Consider the following 25,152-nt stretch of genomic DNA (forward strand, 5'->3'; position numbering starts at 1 on the left):
ATGTCCGACCAGTCCATGCAGGACAAGCGTCCGTCCCCCGAAGCTCTTCTCGAAGAGGCCGCACGGGAAACGCGCGGCCGCCTGAAAATCTTCCTTGGGGCAGCGCCTGGCGTCGGAAAGACCTATGAGATGCTGCTGAGCGCCGCCGCACGCCGGCGCGACGGCGTCGACGTGGCGATCGGCATCGTCGAGACCCATGGGCGCGAGGAGACGCAGGCGCTGGTCGAAGGGTTCGAGGTCATTCCGCGCAAGCGTGTCGATTACAAGGGACGCACGCTGGAGGAGATGGATCTCGAAGCGATCCTCCAACGGGCACCGCAACTCGTCCTGGTCGACGAACTCGCGCATACCAATGCCGCTGGAGGCCGGCATCCCAAGCGGCACATGGATGTCGAGGATCTGCTGGCCGCCGGCATCGATGTCTACACCACGGTCAACATCCAGCATCTCGAAAGCCTGAACGACGTCGTCGCCCAAATCACGCGAATCCGGGTGCGCGAGACCGTACCCGATGCTTTTGTGGACCAGGCCGACGAGATCGAAGTCATCGACATCACGCCGGGCGACCTCATCCAGCGGCTGAAAGAGGGCAAGGTCTATGTGCCAAAGACCGCGCATCGCGCCCTGACCCATTATTTCTCGCCGGGCAACCTCACCGCGCTTCGTGAACTGGCCCTGCGACGCACTGCCCAACGCGTCGACCAGCAACTCCTCACCCATATGCAGGCGCATGCGATCTCGGGGCCGTGGGCGGCGGGCGACCGCGTCCTCGTGGTGATCAACGAGCATCCCAAGGCCGCGGCCCTGCTGCGCTATGCGCGGCGGCTTGCCGAGCGGCTCCGTGCTCCCTGGGTGGCGCTCTATGTCGAGACGCAGCATGCGCTGCGTCTTTCGGAAGCGGAGCGCGACCGCATCGCCGACGCCATGCGGCTGGCCGAAAGGCTCGGCGGTGAAGCGGTCACAATTCCCGGAGGTGAACTGGCGAATGATATTCTGCGCTATGCGGAAGCCAATAATTTCAGCCATCTGGTCATTGGCCGCACCAAGCGCTCGCGCCTTTACGAGATGTTCTTCGGGTCGGTCACCTACGAACTTGTCCGATCCGCCGGAAATATCGCCGTGCATGTCGTCACGGGACAGGAACATGAACAGATCGGTGCCAAGACCGTTGCGACCCGGCCGGTGTCCACCAGCGGCGATCCATGGTCCTATCTGGTCAGCACCGGCCTGGTGGGAGCAGCACTTGGCGTCGGCCTGGTTCTCACCCGGATTCTCGAGGTCCAGAATGTCGCCCTGGTCTTTTTCGCTTCCGTTCTCGTGAGTGCCGTCGCCTACGGTCTTTGGCCGGCGCTGTTCGTCAGCGCCCTTAGCGTGCTTGCCTTCAACTTCTTTTTCCTCCCGCCGCTCTACACCTTCACGATCAGCGACCCAGAGAATGTGGTGGCGCTTTTCTTCTTTCTTGTGGTGGCGCTGATTGCGAGCAACCTGACGGCCAATGTCAGGCGGCAGGCCATGGTCGCGCGCAGGCGGGCCAAGACGACCGAGGACCTTTACCTGTTCAGCCGCAAACTTGCCGGTATCGCGTCACTCGACGATCTGCTGTGGGTGACGGCCTCCCAAGTGGCGTCGATGTTGCAGGTCAGGGTGGTCCTTTTCCTTCCTGACAATGGTCCGCTTGCCCTCAAGGCCGCATGGCCGCCCGAAGATGTGGCCGAGGAGGCGGACCTCGCGGCAGCGAAATGGTGCTGGGAGAGCAACAAGCCGGCCGGACGCGGCGCCGACACGCTTCCGGGCGCACGACGCCTGTTCCTGCCGATGCGGACGGGCCGCGGGCCGGTCGCCGTCATCGGCATCGACAGCGACAAGACGGGACCGATCCTCGACCCGGACCAGAGGCGGCTCCTCGATGCGCTGACCGATCAGGCGGCGCTGGCGATCGAGCGGGTCAACCTGGCCGAGGATGTCGACAGGGCGGAACGCGCAGCCGAGAAGGATCGCCTGCGGTCCGCCTTGCTTACCTCCATCTCGCATGACCTGCGTACACCGCTCGCCTCGATTCTCGGGGCGGCGGCAAGCCTCAGAACCCTATCCGGGCTGAGCGCCACCGACAGGGAGGAGCTGCTGTCGACCATTCAGGAGGAGTCCGAGCGGCTCAACCGCTTCATCGCCAACCTACTCGATATGACGCGCCTGGAATCCGGGGCGATCGCACCGAATATGAGCCTCCTCTATATCGGCGAGATCGTGGCGAGCGCGCTGCGACGGGCTGAGAAAATCCTTGCGGGCCATCGTATCGAGCGCCGCATTGCGGCCGATCTGCCGATGGTGAAGCTTGATGCGGTATTGTTTGAGCAGGTGCTGTTCAACCTGCTCGACAACGCCTCCAAATACGCGCCACCGAACTCGACCATACGCATCCAGAGCTGGAGCGACGGGACAGCGGTGCACCTTCAGGTGCTCGATGAAGGCGATGGTATCCCGAAAGAGGACCTGCCACGCATATTCGACAAATTCTATCGCGTTCGCAAAAGCGACAGTCAGCGAGCTGGAACCGGCCTTGGACTTGCTATTTGCCGCGGCTTCGTTGAAGCGATGGGTGGCCTGATCGAAGTTGCCAACCGAAGCGACCGGTCCGGAGCGGTGTTCACCATCACGCTGCCCGTGCCAGCCGAGCAGCCGGAAACGGAAGCAGCATGAACGGTAGTGCCACAAGAGTCCTGATCGTCGAAGACGAGCCGCCGATCCGCCGCCTGCTGCGCACCAGTCTCGCCTCACAAGGCTTTTTGGTGACGGAGGCAGCAACAGGTCGCAGCGCGCTCGCCGAAATCGAGCGAGCCGAGCCTGACCTGGTCATTCTTGACCTCGGCTTGCCCGACATTGAAGGGAGTGAGTTGATCCGCGAGCTGCGGAACCAGGGCTCCTCGGTGCCGATCCTGGTTTTGTCCAGCCGCGCTGACGAGCCGGGCAAGGTGGAAGCGCTCGATCTCGGCGCCGATGATTATGTGACCAAGCCCTTCGGCACCGACGAATTGCTGGCCAGAATAAGAACCGCGCTGCGCCATCGTCTTCAGCGGCAAGGCGAACTTCCGCTGTTTCGCAGCGGTGATCTCTGCGTCGATCTGGTTCGCCGCATCGTGCGGGTGCGGGACGTCGAGGTGAAGCTGTCGCCGAAGGAATACGACATTTTGCGCGTGCTGGTCGCGCATGCCGGCAAGGTCCTGACCCATCGTATGCTGCTGAACGAGGTCTGGGGCGGCGAGACGGACGTCCAGTATCTGCGCATCTATATCCGCCAGCTCAGGCAGAAGATCGAAGCCGACCCGGAGCAGCCGCGCCATATCCTCACGGAGACGGGGGTCGGCTATCGGCTGAGGGCGGAGTGATTTCGATCAGGCGTGACAGGCGGTGCAACAGGACGTCGAAGCGCCGGGCCGTCCAGGGTTCGGTTTGCCGCAGGGCGACATAGGCGCGGCCGGCCAGGCGACAGGCCTTGTCGACCTCGCCGCAGGCGGCCAGCGCCGCTACGCTTTCAAGCAGTATGTCGGCCATGGGATTGTCCGGCGGCGGCTGCCTTGCTTCGCGCCCATGGCCGTGGATGCTGCAACTCACTTGTTGCTTCCTTGCTCTGCTTGTTGGAGCGCAACCTTTTCCGAAGGCCGGCACCCGCTTGTCTCATGCTTCAGGCGATGCCCAGGCGTGTCCTGGCTTCCGGCGTCATCATCTGCGGGGTCCATTGCGGCTCATAGGTGAGGCTGACGTCCACGAACTCGATCCCCGGAACGGCCCATGCGCCGTCGCGGGCGCCGTTCTTGAGATAGTTCGTGGCCGGACATCCGCGCGTCGTCGTGGTCATGACGATGCTGGCCACGCCGCCTTCCTGGACGCCGACATAATAAACCAGGCCGAGCTCGATGATGTTGTCGCCGAGTTCGGGATCGATCACGAGGCGCAACGCCTCCCTGACCTTGTGGACGAGTTCGTCCGTCTCCTCGACGGTCATCTTCAAGCCTCCTTGGCCTCGATGCGCACGAGAAGCCGGTAGGTCGTGCCATCGGGCTCGAATGCGCCCTGCCAGCGATGGCCGCGCTTGGCGAGTTCAGGCAGGAGGAAGATCGGCTCGCGGCACAGCAGCGCCGACAGCACCTCGCCGGGGTTCATCTCTTCTACGGCCGCGAGGATGCGCACCATCGGCTCGGGCGGGTCCAGTTCGCGATTGTCCATGTGGCGGGCCGGCTGCGGCCATTCTTCGTCTTTGGACGCGGGCAGCGGGGCAGGCGTTTCCTCCGGCTGGGCAGTTCCAGCCGGCGTGAACAGAACCTCCCAGTCACCGCCGCCGATCTCGCGCGCCTCGTAGGAAAACCCTTTCGAACCCAGGACGGAGAACAGGGGGATCGGCTTGAATGTCGCCAGCAGTCGAAGCCCTTCGCCCTCGCCGAGCGCCGAGACGGTCTCCATGATCTTGCCGAAGGGTTCTTCGCCGGCAGACAGCAGCGGCCGGACGTCGAGATCCACGAATGTCGTCGTCATGATTGCATCATCCTCTTTCGGTTCAGATTCCCTGGACGGCAGCGTGCAGCAATGCGGGCCGGCGCGTATCGGCGGGGAAGCGGTCGTCAACCTTTACGTCGGCAAGCCGGCGAATGCGGACGAGTTGCACGACAATGCCGAGCGTAGCGACCAGCATGGCAAGTGTCATTGTTTGGAAGACAAGCGGGCGGCCCCAGAGGAGGGCGGCGGTGCCGAGCCAGACGGCGATAAAATAGAGATAGAACCATTTTTGCGCCCGTTTCTCGATGACGAGGTCCTGCACGCGTGGCGTCGGCTTCTTGCCCAGGACAGGGCCGTAGCATTCGAGCCACGTCAGGAAGGCGACGATCTTGTAGAGCTTGCCGAGCCCCAGTCCCGACAGCCAGCCGAAGGCGACAAGAAAGACGACTGCCGCCACCTGCTCCTGCAACCTCCCAAGGGCGAGCAGTGCGATGACGAGCATCACCGCCAGGCCGAGCGAGGCGAAGGCGAAGGTCGCCATGCGGGCGTTGAGCTCAATGATGCGCCGCTTGCGGGCGCGGTAGAGATGAAGCATGTCGCGCCCATAGAAGGCGAGGGCTGCAAGGCCAGGCAGGCCGGCGGCGAGCAGCATGAGGTTGCGGCTCCACTCCAGGCAGATGGCCACCGCGCCGCCGATGATGGCAAGGGCAAGCGCGCAACTCCCCAGATGCAGCGCCAGGCGGCTGCCGCGTCGGTCGAGTTCGGGTGCCAGCATGAACATGGCGAGCAAGCGGTAGCTCACTCCCATGGCGGCAAAAGTGAGCCAGCCGCCGAGGCCGGCTATCGCATGGATAGGAACACCTGCGACCGTGAGATCGACCAGATGCGGCTCGGCGACGATCCCGCCGCGAACCAGGGCAAAGATGATGCCGAGCGTGGCGGTCAAGGCCACGCCGGCCAGTGCGACAGCAACGAAACGGGCCGACAATGGCAGCGGGCGGCCGGTGAGAAGGGTGTGGGCAAGGCCCCACACGACCAGCGCAAAGCCGAGGCCGAGAAGCGTTGCGGCCATGGGAAAGAAAGGCAGGGTGGTGTCGATGCCGCCATCCAGCCACAAGAAGCCGCACAGCAGCGAGAAAAGTCCGAGCAACAGGCAAATCAATGCCGGCAGCGGGAGCTGTTCATTGGCGAGCGGGCGGGCAATCAATACCGGCACGAACTGGAAGAGCGCACCGCACATCAGCAGGCTCAGCCAGCCGATGGCTACGAGATGCACGATGATGAGGGTGGGCGGGGCGTCGACCGGCGCATGGGGATAGCCATAACCAGCCGTCATCAGGCCGAGTGCCGTAATGAGGGCAACAATCGCCGCGGCGAAATAGGACATCGTCCAGCGGGAAAGCGAGGCGCCGATCAACGTAGTGCTCCTTTGTTCAGAACCGTATCGCTTGCGTAACGATCCGGAGCAGGCGGCTTAGGCTGCCTGCTGGAGCTTGCCGATTTCCACGCGCCACACTTCGGGCCCGCGTTCGAGATAGGTCCAGGAGAACTGTTTCGGATACTCCGCCTCGAGCTGGTAATAAAGCGGCTTCGGGTCGTGGTCATTGACCAGCACGAAGGACGAGCCGGCGGCCAGTTCATTGACGAGTTGGAAGATCTTCGCATGGCGCTGTGCCGGCACGAGCGTGCGGACATCGACAGTGTTTTCCGAGGACATGGATTTGCTCCTTGAGATCGCAACCGCGGATGACCAGCACGCGCTCGATCGAGCCCGGTGTCCCGCTGCGGGTTTCAAGTAGCAGATAAAAGATATATCTACAATATATCTTTTAAGGGAAGGCTGAGATTTGTGCGCGCCTTGGTGTCCAGCCCCTGATCCGAGCGCCGGTTCCTGCTCCGGCTGCTGACCCGGTTCGCGCCGGAATCGTCAGGCTTGGCACGGAACTTTTCGGCGTCTTGGGGCTTAGCAAAGAGGAACGCGTTTCAAGCGTTTTCTGCACATCGAAGCTGGCGATCCGGCAGGCTTGGATACTTCCACAAGGAGATGATGAGGATGCGGCTGTTGTTTCTCGCCTTGGCGGCCTATGCGGTGCGTCGGATCATCCAGGAGAATCTCGAAACTCCGGCCGTGCTTCCGGCGTCGTCGTCGAAGGCAGGGCGTCGACAGCCGGCCAGGCGGAAAAAGCGGGAGGCAAGGCCATGAAGCCGCTGCCGTTTGTGCTCTGCCTAGCGTTATGCGCGCTCGGCGGCACGGCGGTGGGAGCCGCCGCCGGCAATCCCGATTCCGGTTTGACGATAGGGCTGGCGGCAGGCGCTGCCATTGCCAGTGTGCTCATCCTGCTTGGCGGCAAGACGACCGGATAACGGATCAGCGGCCCGCCAAGATCATATCCGCCGCCTTCTCCGCAATCATCAGGGTCGGCGTATTGGTGTTGCCGGAGGTGATGTTGGGCATGATCGAGGCGTCGGCAATGCGCAGCCCTGCAATGCCCCGGACATTGAGCTTCTCGTCAACGACGGAATCGGGGTCGGGACCCATGCGACAGGTGCCGACAGGATGGAAGATCGTGGTGCCGATCTCGCCAGCGGCCCGCACCAGATCCTGTTCCGTCCGGTAGTCCGGGCCGGGCTTGAATTCTTCCGGCTTATAGGGCTTGAGCGGCGCCTGATCGACGATATGCCGGGTCAGCTTGATGGAGTCGGCTGCGACCAGCCTGTCGGTTTCGGAGGAAAGATAGTTGGGGCGGATCGCCGGCTGCTTGCGGAAATCGGCGCTCTGCGCGTGTATCGATCCCCGGCTTTCCGGGCGCAGATTGCACACGCTGGCGGTGAAGGCGGGGAAGGGGTGCACCGCGTCGCCGAACTTCTCCAGGCTGAGCGGCTGGATGTGATATTGCAGGTTCGGCGTGTCGTAGGAAGGTGACGAGCGGGTGAAGATGCCGAGCTGGCTCGGCGCCATCGCCATCGGCCCGGAGCGCTTCAGAAGATATTCCAGCCCGATCGCCATCTTGCCGAACAACCGGCTCGCCTGCTCGTTGAGTGTGCGGATGCCCGACACCTTGTAGGCCAGCCGCAGCTGCAAATGGTCCTGCAGGTTCTCGCCGACCTCAGGCCGGTCGAGGACGACGGGGATGCCTGCCTCCTGCAACACCGTCCCCGGTCCCACCCCGGAAAGCTCGAGCAGGTGGGGAGAGCCGACCGAGCCAGCGGCGAGGATGACTTCGCGACGAGCCCGCACGGTGCGCTTGGTGTCGCCCTGCACGAATTCCACGCCACGCGCAGTCAGGTTCTCGATCAGCAAGCGGCGGGCATGCGCGCCGGTTTCGACCTTGAGATTCTTGCGCCCGGCTGCCGGCCGCAGAAATGCCTTGGAGCTGTTGACCCGGACGCCGCCGCGCTGATTGACCTTGAAATAGGAGGACCCTTCATTGCTGCCACGATTGAAGTCCCGGGTGCGGGGGATGCCAGCGGCTTCGGCTGCGGCCTGGAAGGCGTCGAGAATGTCCCAATGGACACGCATTTCCTCGACCCGCCACTCGCCACCGGCCCCATGCATCTCGTCGGCGCCGGCAAAATAGTCCTCAGACCTGCGGAAATAGGGCAGCACATCGTCCCAGCCCCAGCCGACGCAGCCTTTCTGCCGCCACAGATCATAGTCGCGTGCCTGGCCGCGCATATAGATCATGCCATTGATTGAGGAGCAGCCGCCAAGCACCTTGCCGCGCGGATAGGCCAGCGAGCGCCCGTTGAGGCCAGGCTCGGCATCGGTGCTGAAGCACCAATCCGTGCGTGGGTTGGCGATGCAGTAGAGGTAGCCAACCGGTATGTGGATCCAGTGGTAATTGTCGCGCCCGCCGGCCTCCAGCAGAAGCACGGTGACGTTGGGGTCCCTGGAGAGACGGTTGGCCAATAGGCAGCCGGCCGTGCCGGCGCCCACGACGACGTAGTCGAATTCAGCGTCCATTTTAATTCAGTCTTTCGCAGCCCGCGCTGCCGGAGTGAGAAGCCGCGCATAGATTTCGCCGACGATGCCACGCCGGAAGATCAGCACGCAGACCATGAAGATCAGGCCGGTGGCGATGGTCACCGGAAAATCGGAAGTGGCCAGCGTGTTCTGCAGCCCGACCACGAGGCCTGCGCCGATGATCGGCCCGACCATGGTGCCGATGCCGCCAAGCAGCGTCATCAGGATGACCTCGCCCGACATCTGCCAGGCGACGTCGGTTAGCGTCGCGAACTGGAACACGATGGCCTTGAGCGAGCCTGCAAGACCCGAAAGGGCTGCCGACATGACGAAGGCCGCAAGCTTGTAATTGGCGACGGTGTAACCGAGCGAAGTAGCCCGGTTCTCGTTTTCACGGATCGAGCGCAGGATCATGCCGAAGGGCGAGTTGACGATGCGCCAGATGATGAAGACGCCGATCAGGAATACCGCCAGCACGAAATAATAGATGTTCAGCGGCACATGCAGGTCGACAAGGCCGAAGAGCATGCCGCGTGGCACGCCCTGGATGCCGTCCTCGCCGCCGGTGAAGGATGCCTGCACGCAGAAAAAGAAGAACATCTGCGCCAGCGCCAGCGTGATCATGGCAAAATAGATGCCCTGGCGGCGAATGGCGAAGAAGCCCATCACCAGGCCGAGGATCGCCGCGCCGACGACACCGAGAATGATGCCCGCTTCAGGTGACCAGCCCCATACTTTCACGGCGTGGGCGGTGAAATAGGAGGCCCCGCCGAAGAATGCGGCATGGCCGAAGGAGAGCAGGCCGGTATAGCCGAGCAGCAGGTTGAAGGCGCAGGCAAACAGCGCAAAACACAGCATCTTCATCATGAAGATCGGGTAGATGACGAAGGGCGCGGCCACCAGGCCGAGAATGCCCAGCGCCACCAGAACCCATTCGAGCCGTCCCGAGGTCTTTACGCGCGCCTCGCTAAGCGTGAGTTCGGCCATGTTCACGCATCCTTTCCGAAGAGCCCGGCTGGCCGGACCAGAAGTACGATCGCCATGATGACGAAGATGACGATGTTGGAGGCTTCAGGATAAAACACCTTGGTCAATCCTTCCGCGAGCCCAAGCATGTAGCCGGTGACGATCGCGCCGAGGATCGACCCCATGCCACCGACCACGACCACCGCGAAGACGACGATGATGAGGTTGGAGCCCATCAGCGGGCTGACCTGATAGACGGGTGCCGCCAGGATGCCGGCAAGCCCGGCCAGAGCGGAGCCGAGCCCATAGGTGAGCGTCAGCAGTAGGGGAACATTGACGCCGAAAGCCTGCACCAGCCGCGGATTTTCGGTTGCGGCACGCAGATAGGAGCCCAGCCGGGTTTTTTCGATGGCAAGCCATGTGCCCAGGCAGACGATCAGCGAGGCTACGACGACGAAGCCGCGATAGACCGGCAGGAACATGAAGCCGAGATTGGTGCCGCCTGCCAGCAATGGCGGGACGGTATAGGGATTGCCTGAAACGCCGAAATAATAGCGGAAGATGCCCTCGATCACCAAGGCGAGGCCGAAGGTGAAAAGCAGGCCATAGAGCGGATCGATGTCGTAGAGCCGGGCCAGCGCCAGACGTTCGATGACGATGCCGATGATGCCGACGATGAGCGGCGCTATGATCAGTGCCGGCCAGTAGCCGATGCCGAGATGGGCAAGCAGGAGATAGCCGACAAAGGCGCCGAGCATATATTGGGCCCCATGCGCGAAATTGATGACGCGCAACAGGCCGAAGATGATGGCAAGGCCAAGGCTCAGCATGGCATAGAAGGACCCGTTGATCAGGCCTACCAGCAACTGGCCGAGGAAGGCCTGGATTGGAATTCCGAAGATCATCGTCATGGCCGGGTCATACCCCCAGAACGTCGTGGAGCAGGTTCATGCGATCCGGCAGTTCGCCTACCGGGAACTGCGCCATGACCTTGCCATGCTCCATCAGATAGAAACGATCGGCGATGCGGCTGGCGAAGCGGAAATTCTGCTCCACCAGCAGGATCGTCATGCCGCGCTTTTTCAAGGTCGCCAGCAACTCGCCGATGCGCTGGACGATAACCGGCGCCAGCCCCTCCGTCGGCTCGTCGAGCAGCAGAACCTTGACCCCGGTCCGCAGCATGCGCGCCATGGCCAGCATCTGCTGCTCGCCGCCCGAGAGCTTAGTGCCCTGGCTGTTGCGGCGTTCCTTTAGATTGGGAAAAAGCTCGAAGATTTCCTCCACGCTCATGCCGCCATCGGCAACGACAGGGGGAAGGATCAGGTTCTCATCGACCGTCAATGTGGCGAAGATCCCGCGTTCCTCCGGCACGTAGCCGATGCCGGCATGGGCGGTGCGGTGGAGCGGCAGATGCATCAGGTCCTTGCCGTCGAAGGTGATCTGGCCTGTGCGCTTGCGGATGAGGCCCATTATGGCACGCAGCGTCGTCGTCTTGCCGACGCCGTTGCGGCCTAGAAGCGTCACCGTCTCGCCCTTGAAGACTTCGAGGTTCACGCCATGCAGCGCATGGCTTTCGCCGTACCACGCATTGAGATCGCGGACGGACAGAAGCGGCTCGGCCCTATTCATGTTCCGTCCCCATATAGGCGATTTTGACACGCTCATCGCTGCTGACGGTCGCATAATCGCCAGCCGCGAGGATCTCGCCGCGCTGCAGGACGGTGATCCAGTCACAAAGATCAGCGACCACGGTCAGATTGTGCTCCACCATAAGCACGGCGCGATCACGCGCCACCGAGCGGATGATGTTGGAAACGGTGCCGACATCTTCCTGGCCCATGCCGGCCATCGGCTCGTCGAGAAGGAGAACCTTGGGATCGAGCGCCAGCGTGGTTGCGATTTCCAGCACGCGCTTGCGCCCATAGGACAGATCGCCGGCCAGACTGTCGCGGGCGTTTTCGAGCCCGACCGTCTCAAGCAGTTCCTCGGCACGCGGCGTCAGCCTGTCGAGAGCGGAAAGCGAACGCCAGAACTGCACGCCAAGCCCATTGGGCCGTTGCAATGCCACCCGCACATTGTCGAGCACGGTCAGATAGGGAAAGATCGCCGAGATCTGGAAGGACCGTACCAGGCCTAGCCGTGCAACCTTGGCCGGCGAGGTATAGGTGATGTCCCTGCCGAGCAATTCGATGCGGCCATTGGTTGGCGGCAGGAACTTGGTCAGCAGATTGAAAACCGTCGTCTTGCCGGCCCCGTTGGGGCCGATCAGGGCGTGGATCTTGCCATGGTGGACATCGAGATCGACATTGTTGACGGCCACGAAACCTGCGAACTCCCGGCGCAGGCCACGGGCGGAAAGCACCACCCGTGGTTCGGTTTCATGCGCAGGGGTCGCGGGCACGGCTGCGTAAGCCTCTACGCTCACTGGCTAACCAGCGGGCAGCCGCTTTCCTCGGGCTTGATATAGGCTTCTTCGCCGGGCACCGTGGCCAGAACCTTGTAGTAATCCCAAGGCTGCGTGCTTTCCGACGGCTTCTTCACTTCCATCAGATAGAGATCGGAAATGAGACGTCCGTTCGCACCGACCTTGCCGCCGCGCGCGAACACGTCTTCCACCGGCATTTCATGCATCAGCTTGGCGACGGCCTCGGTCTCGTCGGTTCCGGCCTTGTCGATGGCCTTCAGATATTGCAGGACGCCCGAATAGGTCGCGGCCTGGATCATGTTCGGCATGCGGCCGGTCTTGTCGAAGAAACGCTTGGAGAACTCGCGCGATTGGTCGTCGCGGTCCCAATAGAAGCTTTCCGTGAGCGTCAGACCCTGTGCGGCTTCCAGTCCGAGACCATGGACTTCGGCCAGCGTGAAGAGAAGTGCTGCCATGCGCTGGCCACCCGCGACGATACCGAATTCTGCCGCCTGCTTGATGGCATTTGCGGTGTCGAGGCCGGCATTGGCCAAGCCGACGACCTTGGCGCCGGAGGACTGCGCCTGCAGCAGGAAGGAGGAATAATCCGTCGTGCCGAGCGGATGACGCACAGCGCCGAGGACCTGGCCGCCCTGCGATTTCACGAAGTTGGAGGTCTGCTCCTCCAATGAATAGCCGAATGCATAGTCGGCAGTCAGGAAGAACCAGGTGTCGCCGCCCTGCTTGACCAGCGCGCCGCCGGTGCCGACCGCAAGTGCATGGGTGTCGTAGGCCCAGTGGAAGCCATAGGGCGAGCAGGCCTTGCCTGTAAGGTCGGCGGTCGCGGCGCCGGTGACGAGGTCGATCTTCTTCTTTTCCACGGAGATGCCGCGCACAGCAAGCGCCACCGACGAGGTGGTCAGTTCCATGATGGAATCGACCTGCTCGGTGTCGTACCACTGGCGGGCGATGTTGGAGGCGATATCGGGCTTGTTCTGGTGATCGGCGGTGATGACCTCGATCGGGGCGCCCTGAACGGTGCCGCCAAAATCCTCGACCGCCATCTTGGCGGCTTCAAACGACCATTTGCCGCCGAAATCGGCATAGACGCCCGACTGATCGTTGAGGATGCCGATCTTGACCTTGCCGTCGGAGATTTCGGCCGCCGAAGCGGGGATGGCGGTGGCGGCCAGAAGCGCCGCAGAAACAAGATGTAATAGTTTCACTGCTGATGTCCTCCCATGTGATCAGCCGTCGAGCGGAATGCCCAAGGCTTTGTGACGGCTCAAAACGGCCGATCACAACGTCCTCCTGAAGGCGCCACCTCGCTCCCGCGTGCAACAAACCTCCAAACAGTGCAGAGGCGCGACCGAGGGCCACGCCTAAAAGTGCACATTTCAAAACCGTAACATTGACGTGTGTTGGCGAGAATATTTATTTACGTACAAGATACGTACAAAAATGCACAGATCCTATGCACCGCTTCACCTGGGACGACCTTCAGTTCTTTCTCGCCGTAGCACGCAGCGGCCAGCTTTCCTCGGCCGCCCGCCAGTTGCGCACCAATCACGCTACGGTGTCGCGCCGCATCGACCGGTTGGAGCGGGCGCTGTCGATCAAGCTGTTCGAGCGCAATCCCCGAGGCTACATGCTGACGGCGGTCGGCGAACGGCTTGTCGAATCCGCCGAGATGATCGAGCGGGAGACGGCGAGTTTCCGCAACGAGGCCTCGACCGGCGCCTCGCAGGTCGCCGGTGTGGTCCGGCTAAGTACTTTGGAAGGCTTTGGAAATTTCTTCCTGGCCGATCGTCTGCCGCGCTTTGCGCGGGCGCATGCCAATCTGTCGATCGAGATGGTGACCATCCAGCAGATCGTTTCGCTGTCACGCCGCGAGGCGGACATGTCGATCACGCTCACCTCGCCGCGAACGGATTTTTATCACTATGAGCCGATCACGACCTATCGGCTGTTCATGTATGGAACGCGTTCCTATCTGAACAGCCATCCGCCGATCGAACGGCGGGAGGATTTTCTTGCCCATCGCCTGATCGGTTATATAGAGGATATGATCTTCACGCCGGGACTGGATTACCACCGCGAAATCCTGCCCGGTCTGCATGCCTCATACCAAAGTTCGAGCATCCATGCGCAGCTGCGGGCTACGCTGAACGGCATCGGGTTGTGCGTGCTGCCCAATTTCATGGCCGCGTCCTATCCGGAGCTGGTCCCGCTGATCCCCGGGGAGGTTTTTCTCGACCGGGACTACTGGTGTGTATGCCACCGCGACCTGGCGGCTACGCCGCGCATCCGTGCGCTCACCGATTTCATCAAGACGGAAGCTGCCGACGCGGCCGATCTTTTCCTGGGTCATCACGTCGGGAAATGATGGAGCGCTTTACGCGCCGGATCGGAAGCCCTCGCTGGCGACCAGCAGGTTGCGCGTATAGTCCCTCTCAACCCGCCGCGCCGTAAGCTCGGCCGCCGTCAATTGTTCCACTTCCTCGCCGTTCTGCATGACCATCAACCGGTCGCACATATGGGCGATGACGGCGAGATCATGGCTGACCATCACGAAGGTGAGCTTGCGGTCGGCGCGCACCTGTTCGAGCAGGTTCAGAACCTCCGCCTGCACCGATGCATCGAGCGCGGAAGTCGGTTCGTCGAGCAAAAGGATCGACGGCTCAAGGATGAGGGCGCGTGCAATGGCCACCCGCTGGCGCTGGCCGCCGGACAATTGATGGGAATAGCGGAAACGGAATCCGGAGCCCAGCCCGACCTCGTCAAGCGCGCGCATGATGCGTCTTTCGCTATTGTCGAAGCCATGGATGGCAAGCGGTTCAAGCAGCAGGCGGTCGACCGTCTGGCGCGGATGCAATGAGCCATAGGGGTCCTGGAACACCATCTGGACTTCCCGGTAGAAGGCCTTGTCGCGGTGCCTGCCGAGACGCTTGCCGTTGACGTTGATCGTCCCGCCCGAGACCGGAGCAAGGCCGGCGACCGCGCGCAGCAGCGTCGATTTGCCGGAGCCGGACTCGCCGACCAGGCCGTAAGACTCGCCTGATTCCACGGCGAGGCTGACATCCTTCAGCGCGGTAAAATCGTCGAAGGTGACGCGCAGCCGGTCGATTGCGAGTGCTGTCGTCATAGCGCCCATTCCGGCTTGCGTTCGAGGACGGGCAGGGGGTGCCGGTCGGCGCCGATCCGCGGCATGCAGTCGAGCAGACCTTGCGTGTAAGGGTGCTCGGCACGACTGAGTTCGGAGGCGGCAAGTTCCTCGACGATCTTGCCGGCATACATGACGATCACGCGGTCGCAGAAGGATGAAACCAGCCGCAGATCGTGCGAAATGAAGATCAGCCCCATGCCGCGCTCGCGCACCAACCGGTCGAGAATTCCCAGCACTTCAAGCTGCACGGTGACATCGAGCGCCGAAGTGGGCTCGTCGGCGATCAGCAGTTCGGGTCCGGCGACCAGCATCATGGCGATCATGGCGCGCTGGCCCATGCCGCCGGAAACTTCGTGCGGGTAGAGGTCGTAGACGCGGGCGGCATCCCTGATCTGCACTGCTTCGAGCATGGCAAGCGCCCGCTTGCGCGCCTCGGCCTGGCTGACCTTTTCATGGGTGCGCAGCGTCTCGACGATCTGGCGGCCGATGGTCATCACCGGGTTGAGCGAATATTTCGGGTCCTGCAGGATCATGGCGATGCGATTGCCACGAAGTGCGCGGCGTTGCGCAGGCGGAGCACGCAGCAGGTCGATGCCGTCGAATTCCATGCGCTTGGCCGAAATCTCGGCATGCGTTGGGGTCAGGCCCATGATGGCGCGGCCGGTCTGCGATTTGCCGGAGCCGCTTTCGCCGACAATGCCCAGCCTTTCGCGGCCAAGCGTGAAGGAGACGCCGCGCACGGCCTCAACCACGCCGGTCCGGGTGGGGAAGCGCACATGCAGGTCTTCGACCGTCAGAAGCGGGTTCATTGGCTGCTGCCGCGCGGATCGAGCGCGTCCCGCAGGCCGTCGCCCAACAGGTTGAAGCCGAGACTGACGATCAGGATGGCGAAGCCCGGCATGGCCGCAACCCACCATTGGTCGAGGATGAAGCGCCGGCCCGACGCGATCATCGCACCCCATTCGGGCAGCGGCGGTTGCGCGCCGAGGCCGAGGAAGCCAAGGCCGGCTGCGGTGAGGATGATGCCCGCCATGTCGAGCGTGACGCGCACGATCAGCGAGGAGATGCAGAGCGGCATGATGTGGCGCAGCACGATGCGCCAGGGCGAGGCGCCCATCAGCCGCACCGCCGAAATATAGTCGGAATTGCGCACCGTCAGCGTCTCGGCGCGCGCGATGCGGGCATAGGGTGGCCAGGAAGTGATGGCGATGGCGATGATGGCGTTGCCGATGCCGGGCCCAAGCGCTGCGACGAAGGCCAGCGCCAGCACCAGCTTGGGAAAGGCAAGGAAGATGTCGGTGATGCGCATCAGCACAGCATCCAGCCAGCCGCCAGCATAGCCGGCGACCGTGCCGACGAGCAGGCCGATGGGGGCCGCGATGACCGCGACCAGCACGACCACCTGAAGCGTGAGCCGCGAGCCGTAAATGAGGCGCGAGAGGATGTCGCGGCCCTGGTCGTCGGTGCCCAGCCAATGGCCGGCGCCCGGCGGCAGCAGGCGCTTGCCGGCCAGATCGCCGATATAGGGCGAATAGGGCGCCAGGAGCGGCGCAAACAAGGCGATGAGGATCAGTCCCATTATGATGAGCATGCCCACAACGGCGAGCCAGTTTGCGGTGAAGCGCCGCCATGTGACATAGGCGCGGCCGAGCCTTGCCTGCAGGCGCGATTGCGGCCGGTCGGTGAGGAGCCATTCGCGGCGCGTCATCGTGGCTTGGCTCATCCTCGTCAGTTCCTCGTGCGGGGATCGAGCATGCGGTAAAGCACGTCGGAAAACAGGTTAATGGCGATGAAGACGGAACCGATGATGATGGTGCCGCCGAGCACCGCGTTCATATCGGCATTTTGCAGCGAATTGGTGATGTAGAGGCCGAGCCCCGGCCAGGCGAATACCGTCTCGGTCAGCACGGAGCCTTCGAGCAGGCCGGCATAGGAAAGCGCGATCACCGTCACCAGCGGCACGGCGGCATTGCGCAGCGCATGGCCCCAGATGATGCGGGTTTCGGACAGGCCCTTGGCACGCGCGGCGACGATATATTCCTGGCTGAGCTCGTTCAACATGAAGGAGCGAGTCATGCGGCTGATATAGGCCAGCGAGAAATAGCCGAGCAGCGAGGCCGGCAGGATAATGTGCGAGAAGATATCGCGGAAGGCTGCCCAGTCGCGGTTGATGACCGCATCGATCAGGTAGAAGCCGGTGACCGGGGTGAAAGAGTATTCATAGACGACGTCGATGCGGCCGGGGCCCGACGTCCAGCCGAGCCTTGCATAAAATACCAACAGCGCCAAAAGGCCGAGCCAGAAGATCGGCACGGAATAGCCGATGAGGCCGAGGATGCGCACGATCTGGTCGGCGATGCTGCCGCGCTTGACCGCCGCCAGCACACCGAGCGGTATGCCGAAGGCAGCACCGATGATGGTGCCTGCGGTGGCGAGTTCCATGGTGGCCGGGAAGACACGGCGGATATCGGTCATCACCGGGTTGGTGGTCAGCACCGAGGTGCCGAAATCGCCTTGCAGAACACCTTTCACATAAAGCACGAACTGCTGGTAATAGGGCAGGTTGAGGCCCATTTCCTGGCGCACGCGCTCCACTACATGGGCGGGCGCACGATCGCCGACGATCGCCAGCACCGGATCGATCGGCACCACCCGGCCGATGAAGAAGGTGACGGCGAGCAGGCCGAGATAGGTGGTGGCGACGATCGCCACGAAACCGGCGACCGATTTGAGAATAGGCAAGGCGCGCCGGCTGGCGCGCCTTGCCGGCATCTGCGTTTCAGTGCTGCTCACCGGGCTGATCCTTCAGGATCATTCCTTGGAGACGGGCGCAAGCGGGTTGGAATCGAAGCTCGGTCCCAGCCGGTAGTTCTTGACGTTGCCGCGCAGGCCGGCAACTTCGATCTGCTGGAAGATCATGACGAAGGGGCTGGTGTCCAGCGCCTCCTGCTGCAGCTTCTGGTACATCTCGGCGCGCTTGTCGTTGTCTCGCTCCAGAAGGGCGGCCTGCACCTGCTTGGTCAGTTCCGGAATGTCCCAGGCATTGCGCCACGCCAGCGACTTCACCGCGGCATCGTCGCTGTTGTCCGGGTTGGAGGTGAAGGCGTCGGCATTGGTGTTCGGATCCCAATAGTCCATGCCCCACTGGCCGATATACATGTCGTGGTTGCGGGCGCGGTACTTGGTCAGCGTCTGCTTGCCGTCGCCGGGGATGATCTCGATCTTCACGCCCGCCTGGCCGGCGGTCTGCTGGAAGGATTCGGCAATGCCGGTTACCGGCTGCGTGTTGCGCACATCGAAGGTAACGGAGAAGCCGTCCTTCAGCCCTGCCTTTTCCAGGAGTTCCTTGGCCTTGGCCACGTCGAACTTGTAGGGGTTGGAATCGAGCGCGCCAAGCACGCCCTTGACCTGGTAGGTCTGGTGGATCTCACCGATACCCTTGATCAGCGTGGCGCCGATGGCGTCGTAGTCGACCAGATATTTGAAGGCCTCGCGAACCTCGGGCTTGGCAAGGTTCTCGTTCTTCTGGTTGAGGCTGATGTAATAGACCGTGCCCTTGGGCGCGCTGGTGGAAGCGAGATCGGCGTTCTTCTGCACGGCCTCCAGATCGCCCGGCTCCAGATTGCGGGCTACATCGACGTCACCGGCCTCCAGCATCAGGCGCTGGGTGGCGCTTTCCTTGACGTGGCGATAGATGACGCGGGCGAGTGCGGGCTTTTCGCCATAATAATTGTCGTTGCGCTCCAGCACCACGAGTTCGTTGGCGCGCCAGTCGCGGATCTTGAAGGGGCCGGAGCCGGCATAGTTGGTCTTCATCCACGCATAGCCGAAATCAGTGTCGTATTTGTAGTCGTCGCTCGGCGTCTTGGCCTCGGCATGTTCCATCACCAGCTTCTTGTCGAGCACGGCGCCCACCGTGGCGGTCAGGCAGTTGAGAACGAAGCTCGGCGCATAGGGCTTGTCGACGGTCAGTACGAAGGTGCCCTCGTCGACGGCCTTGGCCTTTTCGGTGACGTTGTCGCCGGTAAGGCCGAACTGGGTGAGGATGAAGGCCGGGCTCTTGTCGAGCTTGACGACGCGTTCGAACGACCAGGCAACGTCCTCGGCGGTGATCGGGTTGCCGGAAGCGAACTTGATGCCGGGCTTCAGCTTGAAGGTATAGGTGAGGCCGTCGTCGGAAATCTCCCAGCTTTCGGCGATGCCGGGTTTGACCTTGGTGGTGTCGTCGATATCGAGGCGCACCAGCATGTCATAGGCGTTGCCGATGAATTCGGCCGGGCTGAGCTCGAAGGATTCCGCCGGATCAAGCGTGATGGTGTCGTCGATGGCCCAGGCCTGAACCAGCGTGTCCGCCGGTGTATCGGCAAGCGCAGGCGAGCCGGCAAGGAAGAGCATGGACAGCGCAGCTCCAGCCAAACGGGGGCGGAAGCGCGCATTCATTTTTCCCATCATCATTTCACTTGTTCCCTGTTTTGTTGCCGAAATTATCGTTCTGGTTGCAAATTCAGTTCTCATGCCAGGCGGAACGCAAGACCCGGAACCAGTTTTCCCGGCACAATTTAGCCAGTTCCGCGTCACCATAGCCCGCACCTTGGAGGGCCACAACGAGCTTTTGCAACCCGGCTGCGTCACCGATTTCATGCGGGATCAGCGCACCGTCGAAATCCGAACCGATGGCAACGCCGTCGATTCCAAGCCGTTCGACCAGATAGTCGATGTGGCGGACCATGTCGCTCAAGGGGGTGTCGGCGTCTTCGCGACCGTCCTCGCGCAGCATGGTCACGGCGAAGTTCAGCCCGACCAGGCCGTTGCTGGCGCGGACGGCATCGAGTTGCTTGTCGGTGAGGTTGCGGGCGACCGGAACCAGCGCATGCGGATTGGAATGGCTGGCGATCAAAGGCTGGTCGCTGATTTCGGCGACGTCCCAGAAGCCTTTTTCGGTGATGTGCGAAAGATCGATCAGGATACCGAGCCGGTTGCATTCCCTGACCAGGGCCCGCCCCGCATCGGTCAGCCCGGGGCCGGTGTCGGGACTCATGGGATAAGCGAAGGGAACGCCGTGGCCGAAGATGTTGTCGCGGCTCCAGACCGGGCCGAGAGAACGCAGGCCAGCAGCATGGAAGACCTCCAGTGCGGCGAGATCAGCGCCGATCGCCTCGCAGCCTTCCATGTGAAGCACGGCGGCAAAGCGTCCCTCCGCCATTGCCTCGTCGATATCGGCCATGGAACGGCATAGGCGCCAACCGCCGGCGCGTTCGAGCCGCAGCGCAATCGCTGCCATCTCCAGCGCGATGTCGAGTGAGGGCGCACGCGCGAGCGGAGCCGAAAGCGGGGTGGCATAGCTGCCGTCGGCAGCGGGGCTCTTCAAGACAAGATGCCCGGACGGAACATAGATCGCGCACAGACCGCCGGCCAGGCCGCCGGCGCGAGCGCGGGGCAGGTCGATATGGCCCTCATCCGTGCCCTTGATGAATTCGTCGACGGGGTCGGCGCCATCCCGCTGATGGTTCCAAAGGCGCAGCAGAACGTCGTTGTGGCCGTCAAAAATCGGGTGCATCTGAACTCCATCTTTTGTTGGCGATGATGCAAATCGCCAAGAGGAGATCAAGGGTCACAGGCGGCAGTCGCGTCGGCCAGAGTTCAGACCAGGCTGCGATCAATCCTCCTCCTCGGCGTCGGTGGGGGATAGCCAGGAATGCGGATTGATCTTCTTTTGCGTGCTGGAATCGATGAAGGCCCACCACCCGATATCGGCCTCGTCCCACGTGCCGCCCAGCGCCTGCAGCATCTCGGCCGAGCGGTATTGCGCGATGGATTCGTTTTCCTGGCCGTCCATATCGGTCCAGTAGACCTGCACCTTGCTGCCGTTCTTTGGTGCGGTGGCGATCGGGCGGGGATTGGGCATGCAGGCGTCTCCGAAAGTGCGTCGGGCGGGACTGCCCGCTTCCTCCGCTAAACTAGACCATGATGCCGAAAAGTGTGAAACGGTTTTCGGACGACATCATGGTCTAACTAAATGATTTTGCCGCATGTGTGCGACGCCAAGTGAGTCCACTTGGCTGCAACATGCTTTAGCGGCGGGTTGGCAGATGGCAACCGTCTTCGCCTCCGGTCGCCAATTGTTAAGGTTAGTGAAACGTTAAATTTTGTCCGCCACAGTTGCGCGCGGAGGTGATGCGCTCGCATTCGGCCGGCGCATCCGGGGGCGCGAGAAATGAGAGATATGGAAGAAGCCGTGCTGCCACAGGAAACTGGGGCAGGGGCCAAGGAACGAGCATTCCTGGGCGGTGCCGACTGTTGCCCGCAGCGCGCCCTTTCCATGGATGAAATGCGCGATGTGCTCGATGCAGGCACGGACTGGCTTTGGGAGACCGACGCCGAGCTTCGATTCTCCTGGCTGTCGGCAAATTATCAGTCGATTTCCGGCATCGATCCGCAACAGGTGCTGGGCCGCTTCCGGTTCGATTTCCTGAAGCAGTCGGCCAGAGGCAGCGAACGCGCCACAGCTCATCTGGAAGATTTGCAGGCGCGCCGGCCCTTCCGCGATTTCGTCTATGAATTGAGCGGTGCGCGCGCCGATTGCCGCCTGGTTTCGATTTCCGGTTTTCCGCGCTTCGACCGGGATAGGGCGTTTCAAGGCTATCGCGGCGTCGCGCGCAACGTCACCGGCATCGCGTCGATACTGGCGGAAATGGTGACGCCACAGGCGCCCGGTGTCGCGACAAGTGTCGGCCAGCCGGTGTCGGACGTCGAGCGGCTTCTCGATTCCATGAAGATGGCGGTGGTGCTGCTTGATGCGGAGCTGAATGCCGAGATCGTCAACAAGGAGTTCTACAAGCTCTGGAAGGTGACGCCCCAGGACATCGGCGTCGGCTCGCCGTTCCGCGCGCTGATCGACATCAACCGCTACAACGGCATCTACAATGTCAGCGACGAGAAATGGGAAAGCTATGTCGCCGGGCGGCTGGCGGAAATCCGCGCCGGCGATGTGGCGCCGCGCGAGTTCAAGCGCGCTGATTGCTGCACCATGATCTATTCAGTGACCGCACTTTCGGGCGGCAAGCGGCTCGTCTGCTATTATGACATCACCGAGATGAAGCAGCGCGAGCAGCAGCTTGCCGAAACGCTTGAGAAGACCAAGCTTGCCGAAGCCGTGCTCAACAGCATCGAGGACCCGATCTTCGTCAAGGATGGCGACCTGAAATATGTCTTCGTCAATGAGGCGTTTTCCTCGCTCTACAACAGGAAACCGGCCGAAATATTAGGGCGATTGGATCGTGATTTCCTTTTGCAGGAGAAGGCGGCCAGATACGAAAGCGCCGAGCGGCAGGTGCTTGCCTCGGGACACCTCTATGAGACGGAAGAGAATATCCAGGTCGCAGGCCAGTCGAAGTCGCAGATCGTGCGCAAGACCCGCGTCAGCGTGACCGACGACAAGCATTATGTCGCCGGTTTCCTGCTCGACGTAACCGAGATCAAGACGCGCGAAAACGAGGCCGACCAGGCGCGCAGGCAATTGGCCAATGTGCTGGAATCGCTGCCGGCCGGCGTCATCATCTACGATCGTAACGATGAGTTCGTGCTGGCGAACCGCAAGCTGCAGGCCGCGCTGCCAGCGCTCGCGGGGGCCTGGGGGCCGGGCTGTACGCTTCGTGATGCCATGGAACTTGCCCATGCGGCCGGATATTTCCGTGAAAGCGGCGACCCGGAAATCGACAGGCTCTATGACAAGGACGGCCAGGGTTGGGTCGAAAGGTATCTGGAGCGTTACCATGTCAGCCATGCGGCTTCGGAACGCCAGCATGTGGACGGGCGGTGGTTCCAGGTGTTCGATTCCCGCATGGATGACGGCACCTATATCGGCGTGCGGGTCGATATCACCGAGTTGAAGGCGCGCGAAAAGGCGCTGCGCGACAGCATGCGGCAGATCGACCTCTTCCGCCATGTGCTCGATGAGTTGCCGGTTTCGACCTATGTCAAGAATGCCGATCTGGCGTTCGAATTCGTCAACAAGGCGTGGAGCGCGATAACCGGCATTTCGCAGCAGGCTGCGATCGGGCAGACGGATCTGGATTTCTTCGGCGAGGAAGGCGAGGGCTTTGCCGAACGCGACCGGGAAGTCCTGCGCAGCGGTGAGTTGAGCGAGACGGAAGAAACGCTGACACACGCCGATGGCACGGTGCGCCAGCTTTTCGCCAAGAAGAACCGCCTTGTCTCGATCGACGGCTCCGTGCATCTGATCGGGTCGAGCACCGATGTCACTGAACTGAAGCAGCGCGAGGCCGAGCTTCAGGAGGCGCAGCGCCAGGCCGTGCTTGCCGACCGGGCCAAGTCCGAATTCCTCGCCAATATGAGCCATGAAATCCGCACGCCGATGAATGGCGTGCTCGGCATGGCCGAACTTCTGGCCAAGTCCGATCTCGATCCGAAGCAGAAGACATTTACCGACATCATCGTGAAGTCGGGCAATGCCCTGCTGACGATCATCAACGATATCCTAGACTTCTCCAAGATCGATGCCGGCCAGCTCGTTCTCGACCCGGCACCGTTCAATCTTGCCGAGGCGGTTGAAGATGTCGCGACGCTGGTTTCGACCCGGGCCAAGGAAAAGGACCTCGAGCTGATCACCCGCGTTGCGCCCAATCTGCACGATCTTTTCGTTGGCGATGTCGGGCGCATCCGCCAGATCATCACCAATCTGGTCGGCAACGCCGTCAAATTCACCGATGCCGGGCATGTGCTCATCGATGTGGCGGGCGAGACGGTGGAGGGGATCGCCCATCTGCGCATCGCCGTTACCGACACCGGCATCGGCATTCCCGCCGACAAGCTGAAGATCGTCTTCGAGAAATTCAGCCAGGTGGATTCCTCGTCGACCCGGCGGCACGAGGGGACCGGACTTGGCCTGGCGATCACCTCGCGGCTGGTGAACCTGATGGGCGGCGAGATCGGCGTGGAAAGCACCGAGGGCAAGGGCTCGACTTTCTGGTTCACGCTGCCCTTGCCGAATGCAGGCCGGCCGGAGGGACGCAAGATGACGCCGATCGACGTGACGGGCGCGCGTGTACTGGTTGTCGATGACAATGCGGTCAACCGCTCGATCCTTATGGAGCAGATGGCGTCCTGGACTTTCGATGCTTGTGCGGCACAAAGCGGCCCCGAGGGGATCAAGGTGCTGGAAGCGGCCGCCGCCTATGGCATTCCGGTCGATTGCATCGTGCTCGACTATCAGATGCCGGGCATGACGGGGGCTGAAATGGCGCGGATCGTGCGAACCACCCCCGCACTTGCCGCAACGCCAATCGTCATGCTGACCTCTGTCGACCAGTCGCTTGCCAATGCCAGCTTCCGGGATCTGGCGATCGATGCGCAACTGATCAAGCCGGCGCGCTCATCGACCCTGCTCGAAGCGCTCGTCGCGGCGATCCAGCGCCGGCGCTCGCGGATAATTCCTGCCCCGGCATCCCAATGGCCGGTGCAGGAGGTGGCGGAAGGCGACCGCATTGCAGCGCCAGCCGCTGCGAGCCTCAGGACCCGCAGTCGGCCGGTTGCTTCTGCCGATCATCGGCTCGACATCCTCGTGGCGGAAGACAATGAGGTCAATCAACTGGTGTTCACCCAGATATTGGGTGAAACCGGCTACACTTTCGAAATCGCCGCCAATGGCCGCAAAGCGCTCGAAGCCTTCAGCGAAATGCGGCCGCGCATGATCCTGATGGATGTTTCGATGCCGGAGATGAACGGGCTGGAGGCAACGGCGCAGATCAGGGAGATGGAGGCTAAAACATCGACCCGCATTCCCATTATCGGCGTGACCGCGCATGCATTGAAGGGCGATCGCGAGCGCTGTCTGGAAGCCGGCATGGACGACTATCTTGCCAAGCCGATCAGCCCGAAAGCCTTGCTTGAAAAAGTCGAACGCTGGGTCGGTTCAGGCCGGGACGGCCAGCGCGAGGCTGGCTGACGGGGCCCAGTGTTGCGAATCCGAAATTCGCATCACTTTGGAGCGAGGTCGGGAGCGAATTTCGGGTTCAAAGCTACACTGGCAACTTATTGAATCTAGTGTGGTTTATGGATTTGAAGTTCCTGAACGCTGATGCCATGTAAATGACAGGAACTTCAAATCCACCACACTAGGCGGTTTCACATTTTTCCGGCATGACA

The 25,152-nt window shown here is 62.2% G+C and carries 23 protein-coding genes; 5 read left to right on the forward strand and 18 right to left on the reverse strand.

The features are described from left to right. The gene (locus tag EET67_RS04080) at window positions 1-2,697 is read left to right on the forward strand and encodes a sensor histidine kinase (RefSeq protein WP_128624945.1); all 2,697 of its coding nucleotides are present in this window, start codon (window positions 1-3) and stop codon (window positions 2,695-2,697) included. Continuing rightward, the gene (locus tag EET67_RS04085; protein ID WP_128624946.1) at window positions 2,694-3,383 is read left to right on the forward strand and encodes a response regulator; all 690 of its coding nucleotides are present in this window, start codon (window positions 2,694-2,696) and stop codon (window positions 3,381-3,383) included. Before EET67_RS04080 ends, EET67_RS04085 begins: the two co-directional genes overlap by 4 nt. On the opposite strand, the gene EET67_RS04090 is transcribed toward EET67_RS04085, so the two are convergent. From EET67_RS04090 to EET67_RS04110, 5 genes are all read right to left on the reverse strand, one after another. Further along, complete coding sequence (locus EET67_RS04090) at window positions 3,343-3,609, reverse strand: hypothetical protein (RefSeq protein WP_245450721.1); 267 nt, start codon at window positions 3,607-3,609, stop codon at window positions 3,343-3,345. The genes EET67_RS04085 and EET67_RS04090 overlap by 41 nt on opposite strands. Before the next feature lie 70 nt (window positions 3,610-3,679). Further along, window positions 3,680-4,000 carry a metal-sulfur cluster assembly factor gene (locus EET67_RS04095; RefSeq protein WP_128624947.1) on the reverse strand — a complete coding sequence of 107 codons (321 nt, stop codon included), beginning with the start codon at window positions 3,998-4,000 and terminating at the stop codon, window positions 3,680-3,682. 2 nt (window positions 4,001-4,002) lie between these two features. After that, on the reverse strand, window positions 4,003-4,527 hold the full coding sequence (locus EET67_RS04100; protein ID WP_128624948.1) for a DUF2249 domain-containing protein: 525 nt from the start codon (window positions 4,525-4,527) through the stop codon (window positions 4,003-4,005). Between the two features lie 22 nt (window positions 4,528-4,549). Then, window positions 4,550-5,905 (reverse strand): hypothetical protein, encoded by a 1,356-nt coding sequence (locus EET67_RS04105; RefSeq protein WP_128624949.1) that lies wholly within the window; start codon window positions 5,903-5,905, stop codon window positions 4,550-4,552. A 57-nt stretch (window positions 5,906-5,962) separates the two neighbouring features. Further along, on the reverse strand, window positions 5,963-6,205 hold the full coding sequence (locus tag EET67_RS04110) for a DUF2249 domain-containing protein (protein ID WP_128624950.1): 243 nt from the start codon (window positions 6,203-6,205) through the stop codon (window positions 5,963-5,965). Window positions 6,206-6,687: 482 nt separating this feature from the next. Here EET67_RS04110 and EET67_RS25535 point away from each other — a divergent pair, with 482 nt between their 5' ends. Then, window positions 6,688-6,852, forward strand: a complete 165-nt coding sequence (locus tag EET67_RS25535; RefSeq protein ID WP_165899782.1) for a hypothetical protein — start codon at window positions 6,688-6,690, stop codon at window positions 6,850-6,852. A 4-nt stretch (window positions 6,853-6,856) separates the two neighbouring features. On the opposite strand, the gene EET67_RS04115 is transcribed toward EET67_RS25535, so the two are convergent. The 6 genes from EET67_RS04115 to EET67_RS04140 are packed head-to-tail and all read right to left on the reverse strand — an operon-like array spanning window position 6,857 to window position 13,048. Next, the gene (locus EET67_RS04115; RefSeq protein ID WP_128624951.1) at window positions 6,857-8,452 is read right to left on the reverse strand and encodes a GMC family oxidoreductase; all 1,596 of its coding nucleotides are present in this window, start codon (window positions 8,450-8,452) and stop codon (window positions 6,857-6,859) included. 6 nt (window positions 8,453-8,458) lie between these two features. Continuing rightward, window positions 8,459-9,439, reverse strand: a complete 981-nt coding sequence (locus EET67_RS04120) for a branched-chain amino acid ABC transporter permease (protein WP_128624952.1) — start codon at window positions 9,437-9,439, stop codon at window positions 8,459-8,461. 2 nt (window positions 9,440-9,441) lie between these two features. Continuing rightward, entirely contained in the window at window positions 9,442-10,329 is an 888-nt protein-coding gene (locus EET67_RS04125; RefSeq protein WP_128624953.1) for a branched-chain amino acid ABC transporter permease, read from the reverse strand. Window positions 10,330-10,336: 7 nt separating this feature from the next. Beyond that, a complete protein-coding gene (locus EET67_RS04130) occupies window positions 10,337-11,047 on the reverse strand; it encodes an ABC transporter ATP-binding protein (RefSeq protein WP_128624954.1) in 711 nt (236 codons plus the stop codon). Next, window positions 11,040-11,819, reverse strand: a complete 780-nt coding sequence (locus EET67_RS04135) for an ABC transporter ATP-binding protein (RefSeq protein WP_128624955.1) — start codon at window positions 11,817-11,819, stop codon at window positions 11,040-11,042. The genes EET67_RS04130 and EET67_RS04135 overlap by 8 nt, the downstream gene beginning before the upstream one ends. 20 nt (window positions 11,820-11,839) lie before the next feature. Continuing rightward, window positions 11,840-13,048 (reverse strand): ABC transporter substrate-binding protein, encoded by a 1,209-nt coding sequence (locus tag EET67_RS04140; RefSeq protein ID WP_128624956.1) that lies wholly within the window; start codon window positions 13,046-13,048, stop codon window positions 11,840-11,842. A gap of 248 nt (window positions 13,049-13,296) precedes the next feature. Between EET67_RS04140 and EET67_RS04145 the strand changes: the two genes are divergently transcribed. Further along, window positions 13,297-14,208: a LysR family transcriptional regulator gene (locus EET67_RS04145; RefSeq protein WP_128624957.1), complete on the forward strand. Its 912-nt coding sequence runs from the start codon at window positions 13,297-13,299 to the stop codon at window positions 14,206-14,208. Between the two features lie 9 nt (window positions 14,209-14,217). Here EET67_RS04145 and EET67_RS04150 read toward each other — a convergent pair whose 3' ends face one another. The 7 genes from EET67_RS04150 to EET67_RS04180 all read right to left on the reverse strand — a co-directional run bounded on the left by EET67_RS04150 (window position 14,218) and on the right by EET67_RS04180 (window position 20,893). Next, complete coding sequence (locus tag EET67_RS04150; RefSeq protein WP_128624958.1) at window positions 14,218-14,967, reverse strand: ABC transporter ATP-binding protein; 750 nt, start codon at window positions 14,965-14,967, stop codon at window positions 14,218-14,220. Further along, window positions 14,964-15,797, reverse strand: a complete 834-nt coding sequence (locus EET67_RS04155; protein WP_128624959.1) for an ABC transporter ATP-binding protein — start codon at window positions 15,795-15,797, stop codon at window positions 14,964-14,966. Before EET67_RS04155 ends, EET67_RS04150 begins: the two co-directional genes overlap by 4 nt. Continuing rightward, window positions 15,794-16,711, reverse strand: coding sequence for a nickel transporter permease (gene nikC, locus EET67_RS04160; RefSeq protein ID WP_128624960.1), 918 nt, complete (start codon window positions 16,709-16,711; stop codon window positions 15,794-15,796). The genes EET67_RS04155 and nikC overlap by 4 nt, the downstream gene beginning before the upstream one ends. A 5-nt stretch (window positions 16,712-16,716) precedes the next feature. After that, window positions 16,717-17,760: an ABC transporter permease gene (locus EET67_RS04165; protein WP_425359503.1), complete on the reverse strand. Its 1,044-nt coding sequence runs from the start codon at window positions 17,758-17,760 to the stop codon at window positions 16,717-16,719. A gap of 39 nt (window positions 17,761-17,799) precedes the next feature. Beyond that, window positions 17,800-19,443, reverse strand: a complete 1,644-nt coding sequence (locus EET67_RS04170; RefSeq protein ID WP_165899783.1) for an ABC transporter substrate-binding protein — start codon at window positions 19,441-19,443, stop codon at window positions 17,800-17,802. 49 nt (window positions 19,444-19,492) lie between these two features. Continuing rightward, window positions 19,493-20,545, reverse strand: a complete 1,053-nt coding sequence (locus EET67_RS04175) for a dipeptidase (RefSeq protein ID WP_128624962.1) — start codon at window positions 20,543-20,545, stop codon at window positions 19,493-19,495. Between the two features lie 99 nt (window positions 20,546-20,644). Then, window positions 20,645-20,893, reverse strand: coding sequence for a hypothetical protein (locus EET67_RS04180; protein WP_128624963.1), 249 nt, complete (start codon window positions 20,891-20,893; stop codon window positions 20,645-20,647). Window positions 20,894-21,202: 309 nt separating this feature from the next. Here EET67_RS04180 and EET67_RS04185 point away from each other — a divergent pair, with 309 nt between their 5' ends. Continuing rightward, complete coding sequence (locus EET67_RS04185; protein ID WP_425359501.1) at window positions 21,203-24,952, forward strand: response regulator; 3,750 nt, start codon at window positions 21,203-21,205, stop codon at window positions 24,950-24,952. Window positions 24,953-25,152 lie beyond the last annotated feature (200 nt).

The sequence above is a fragment of the Borborobacter arsenicus genome (genome assembly GCF_003934165.1).
Lineage (GTDB): Bacteria > Pseudomonadota > Alphaproteobacteria > Rhizobiales > Rhizobiaceae > Pseudaminobacter > Pseudaminobacter arsenicus.

Coding starts and splice junctions, on each gene's coding strand:
- EET67_RS04120 (WP_128624952.1), bottom strand. CDS start 9,439: ATGGCCGAACTCACGCTTAGCGAGGCGCGCGTAAAGACCTCGGGACGG.
- EET67_RS04145 (WP_128624957.1), top strand. CDS start 13,297: ATGCACCGCTTCACCTGGGACGACCTTCAGTTCTTTCTCGCCGTAGCA.
- EET67_RS04110 (WP_128624950.1), bottom strand. CDS start 6,205: ATGTCCTCGGAAAACACTGTCGATGTCCGCACGCTCGTGCCGGCACAG.
- EET67_RS04180 (WP_128624963.1), bottom strand. CDS start 20,893: ATGCCCAATCCCCGCCCGATCGCCACCGCACCAAAGAACGGCAGCAAG.
- EET67_RS04130 (WP_128624954.1), bottom strand. CDS start 11,047: ATGAATAGGGCCGAGCCGCTTCTGTCCGTCCGCGATCTCAATGCGTGG.
- EET67_RS04185 (WP_425359501.1), top strand. CDS start 21,203: ATGAGAGATATGGAAGAAGCCGTGCTGCCACAGGAAACTGGGGCAGGG.
- EET67_RS04100 (WP_128624948.1), bottom strand. CDS start 4,527: ATGACGACGACATTCGTGGATCTCGACGTCCGGCCGCTGCTGTCTGCC.
- EET67_RS04080 (WP_128624945.1), top strand. CDS start 1: ATGTCCGACCAGTCCATGCAGGACAAGCGTCCGTCCCCCGAAGCTCTT.
- EET67_RS04095 (WP_128624947.1), bottom strand. CDS start 4,000: ATGACCGTCGAGGAGACGGACGAACTCGTCCACAAGGTCAGGGAGGCG.
- nikC (WP_128624960.1), bottom strand. CDS start 16,711: ATGAGCCAAGCCACGATGACGCGCCGCGAATGGCTCCTCACCGACCGG.
- EET67_RS04175 (WP_128624962.1), bottom strand. CDS start 20,545: ATGCACCCGATTTTTGACGGCCACAACGACGTTCTGCTGCGCCTTTGG.
- EET67_RS04115 (WP_128624951.1), bottom strand. CDS start 8,452: ATGGACGCTGAATTCGACTACGTCGTCGTGGGCGCCGGCACGGCCGGC.
- EET67_RS04170 (WP_165899783.1), bottom strand. CDS start 19,443: ATGATGATGGGAAAAATGAATGCGCGCTTCCGCCCCCGTTTGGCTGGA.
- EET67_RS04165 (WP_425359503.1), bottom strand. CDS start 17,760: ATGCCGGCAAGGCGCGCCAGCCGGCGCGCCTTGCCTATTCTCAAATCG.
- EET67_RS04125 (WP_128624953.1), bottom strand. CDS start 10,329: ATGACGATGATCTTCGGAATTCCAATCCAGGCCTTCCTCGGCCAGTTG.
- EET67_RS04155 (WP_128624959.1), bottom strand. CDS start 15,797: ATGAACCCGCTTCTGACGGTCGAAGACCTGCATGTGCGCTTCCCCACC.
- EET67_RS04085 (WP_128624946.1), top strand. CDS start 2,694: ATGAACGGTAGTGCCACAAGAGTCCTGATCGTCGAAGACGAGCCGCCG.
- EET67_RS25535 (WP_165899782.1), top strand. CDS start 6,688: ATGAAGCCGCTGCCGTTTGTGCTCTGCCTAGCGTTATGCGCGCTCGGC.
- EET67_RS04150 (WP_128624958.1), bottom strand. CDS start 14,967: ATGACGACAGCACTCGCAATCGACCGGCTGCGCGTCACCTTCGACGAT.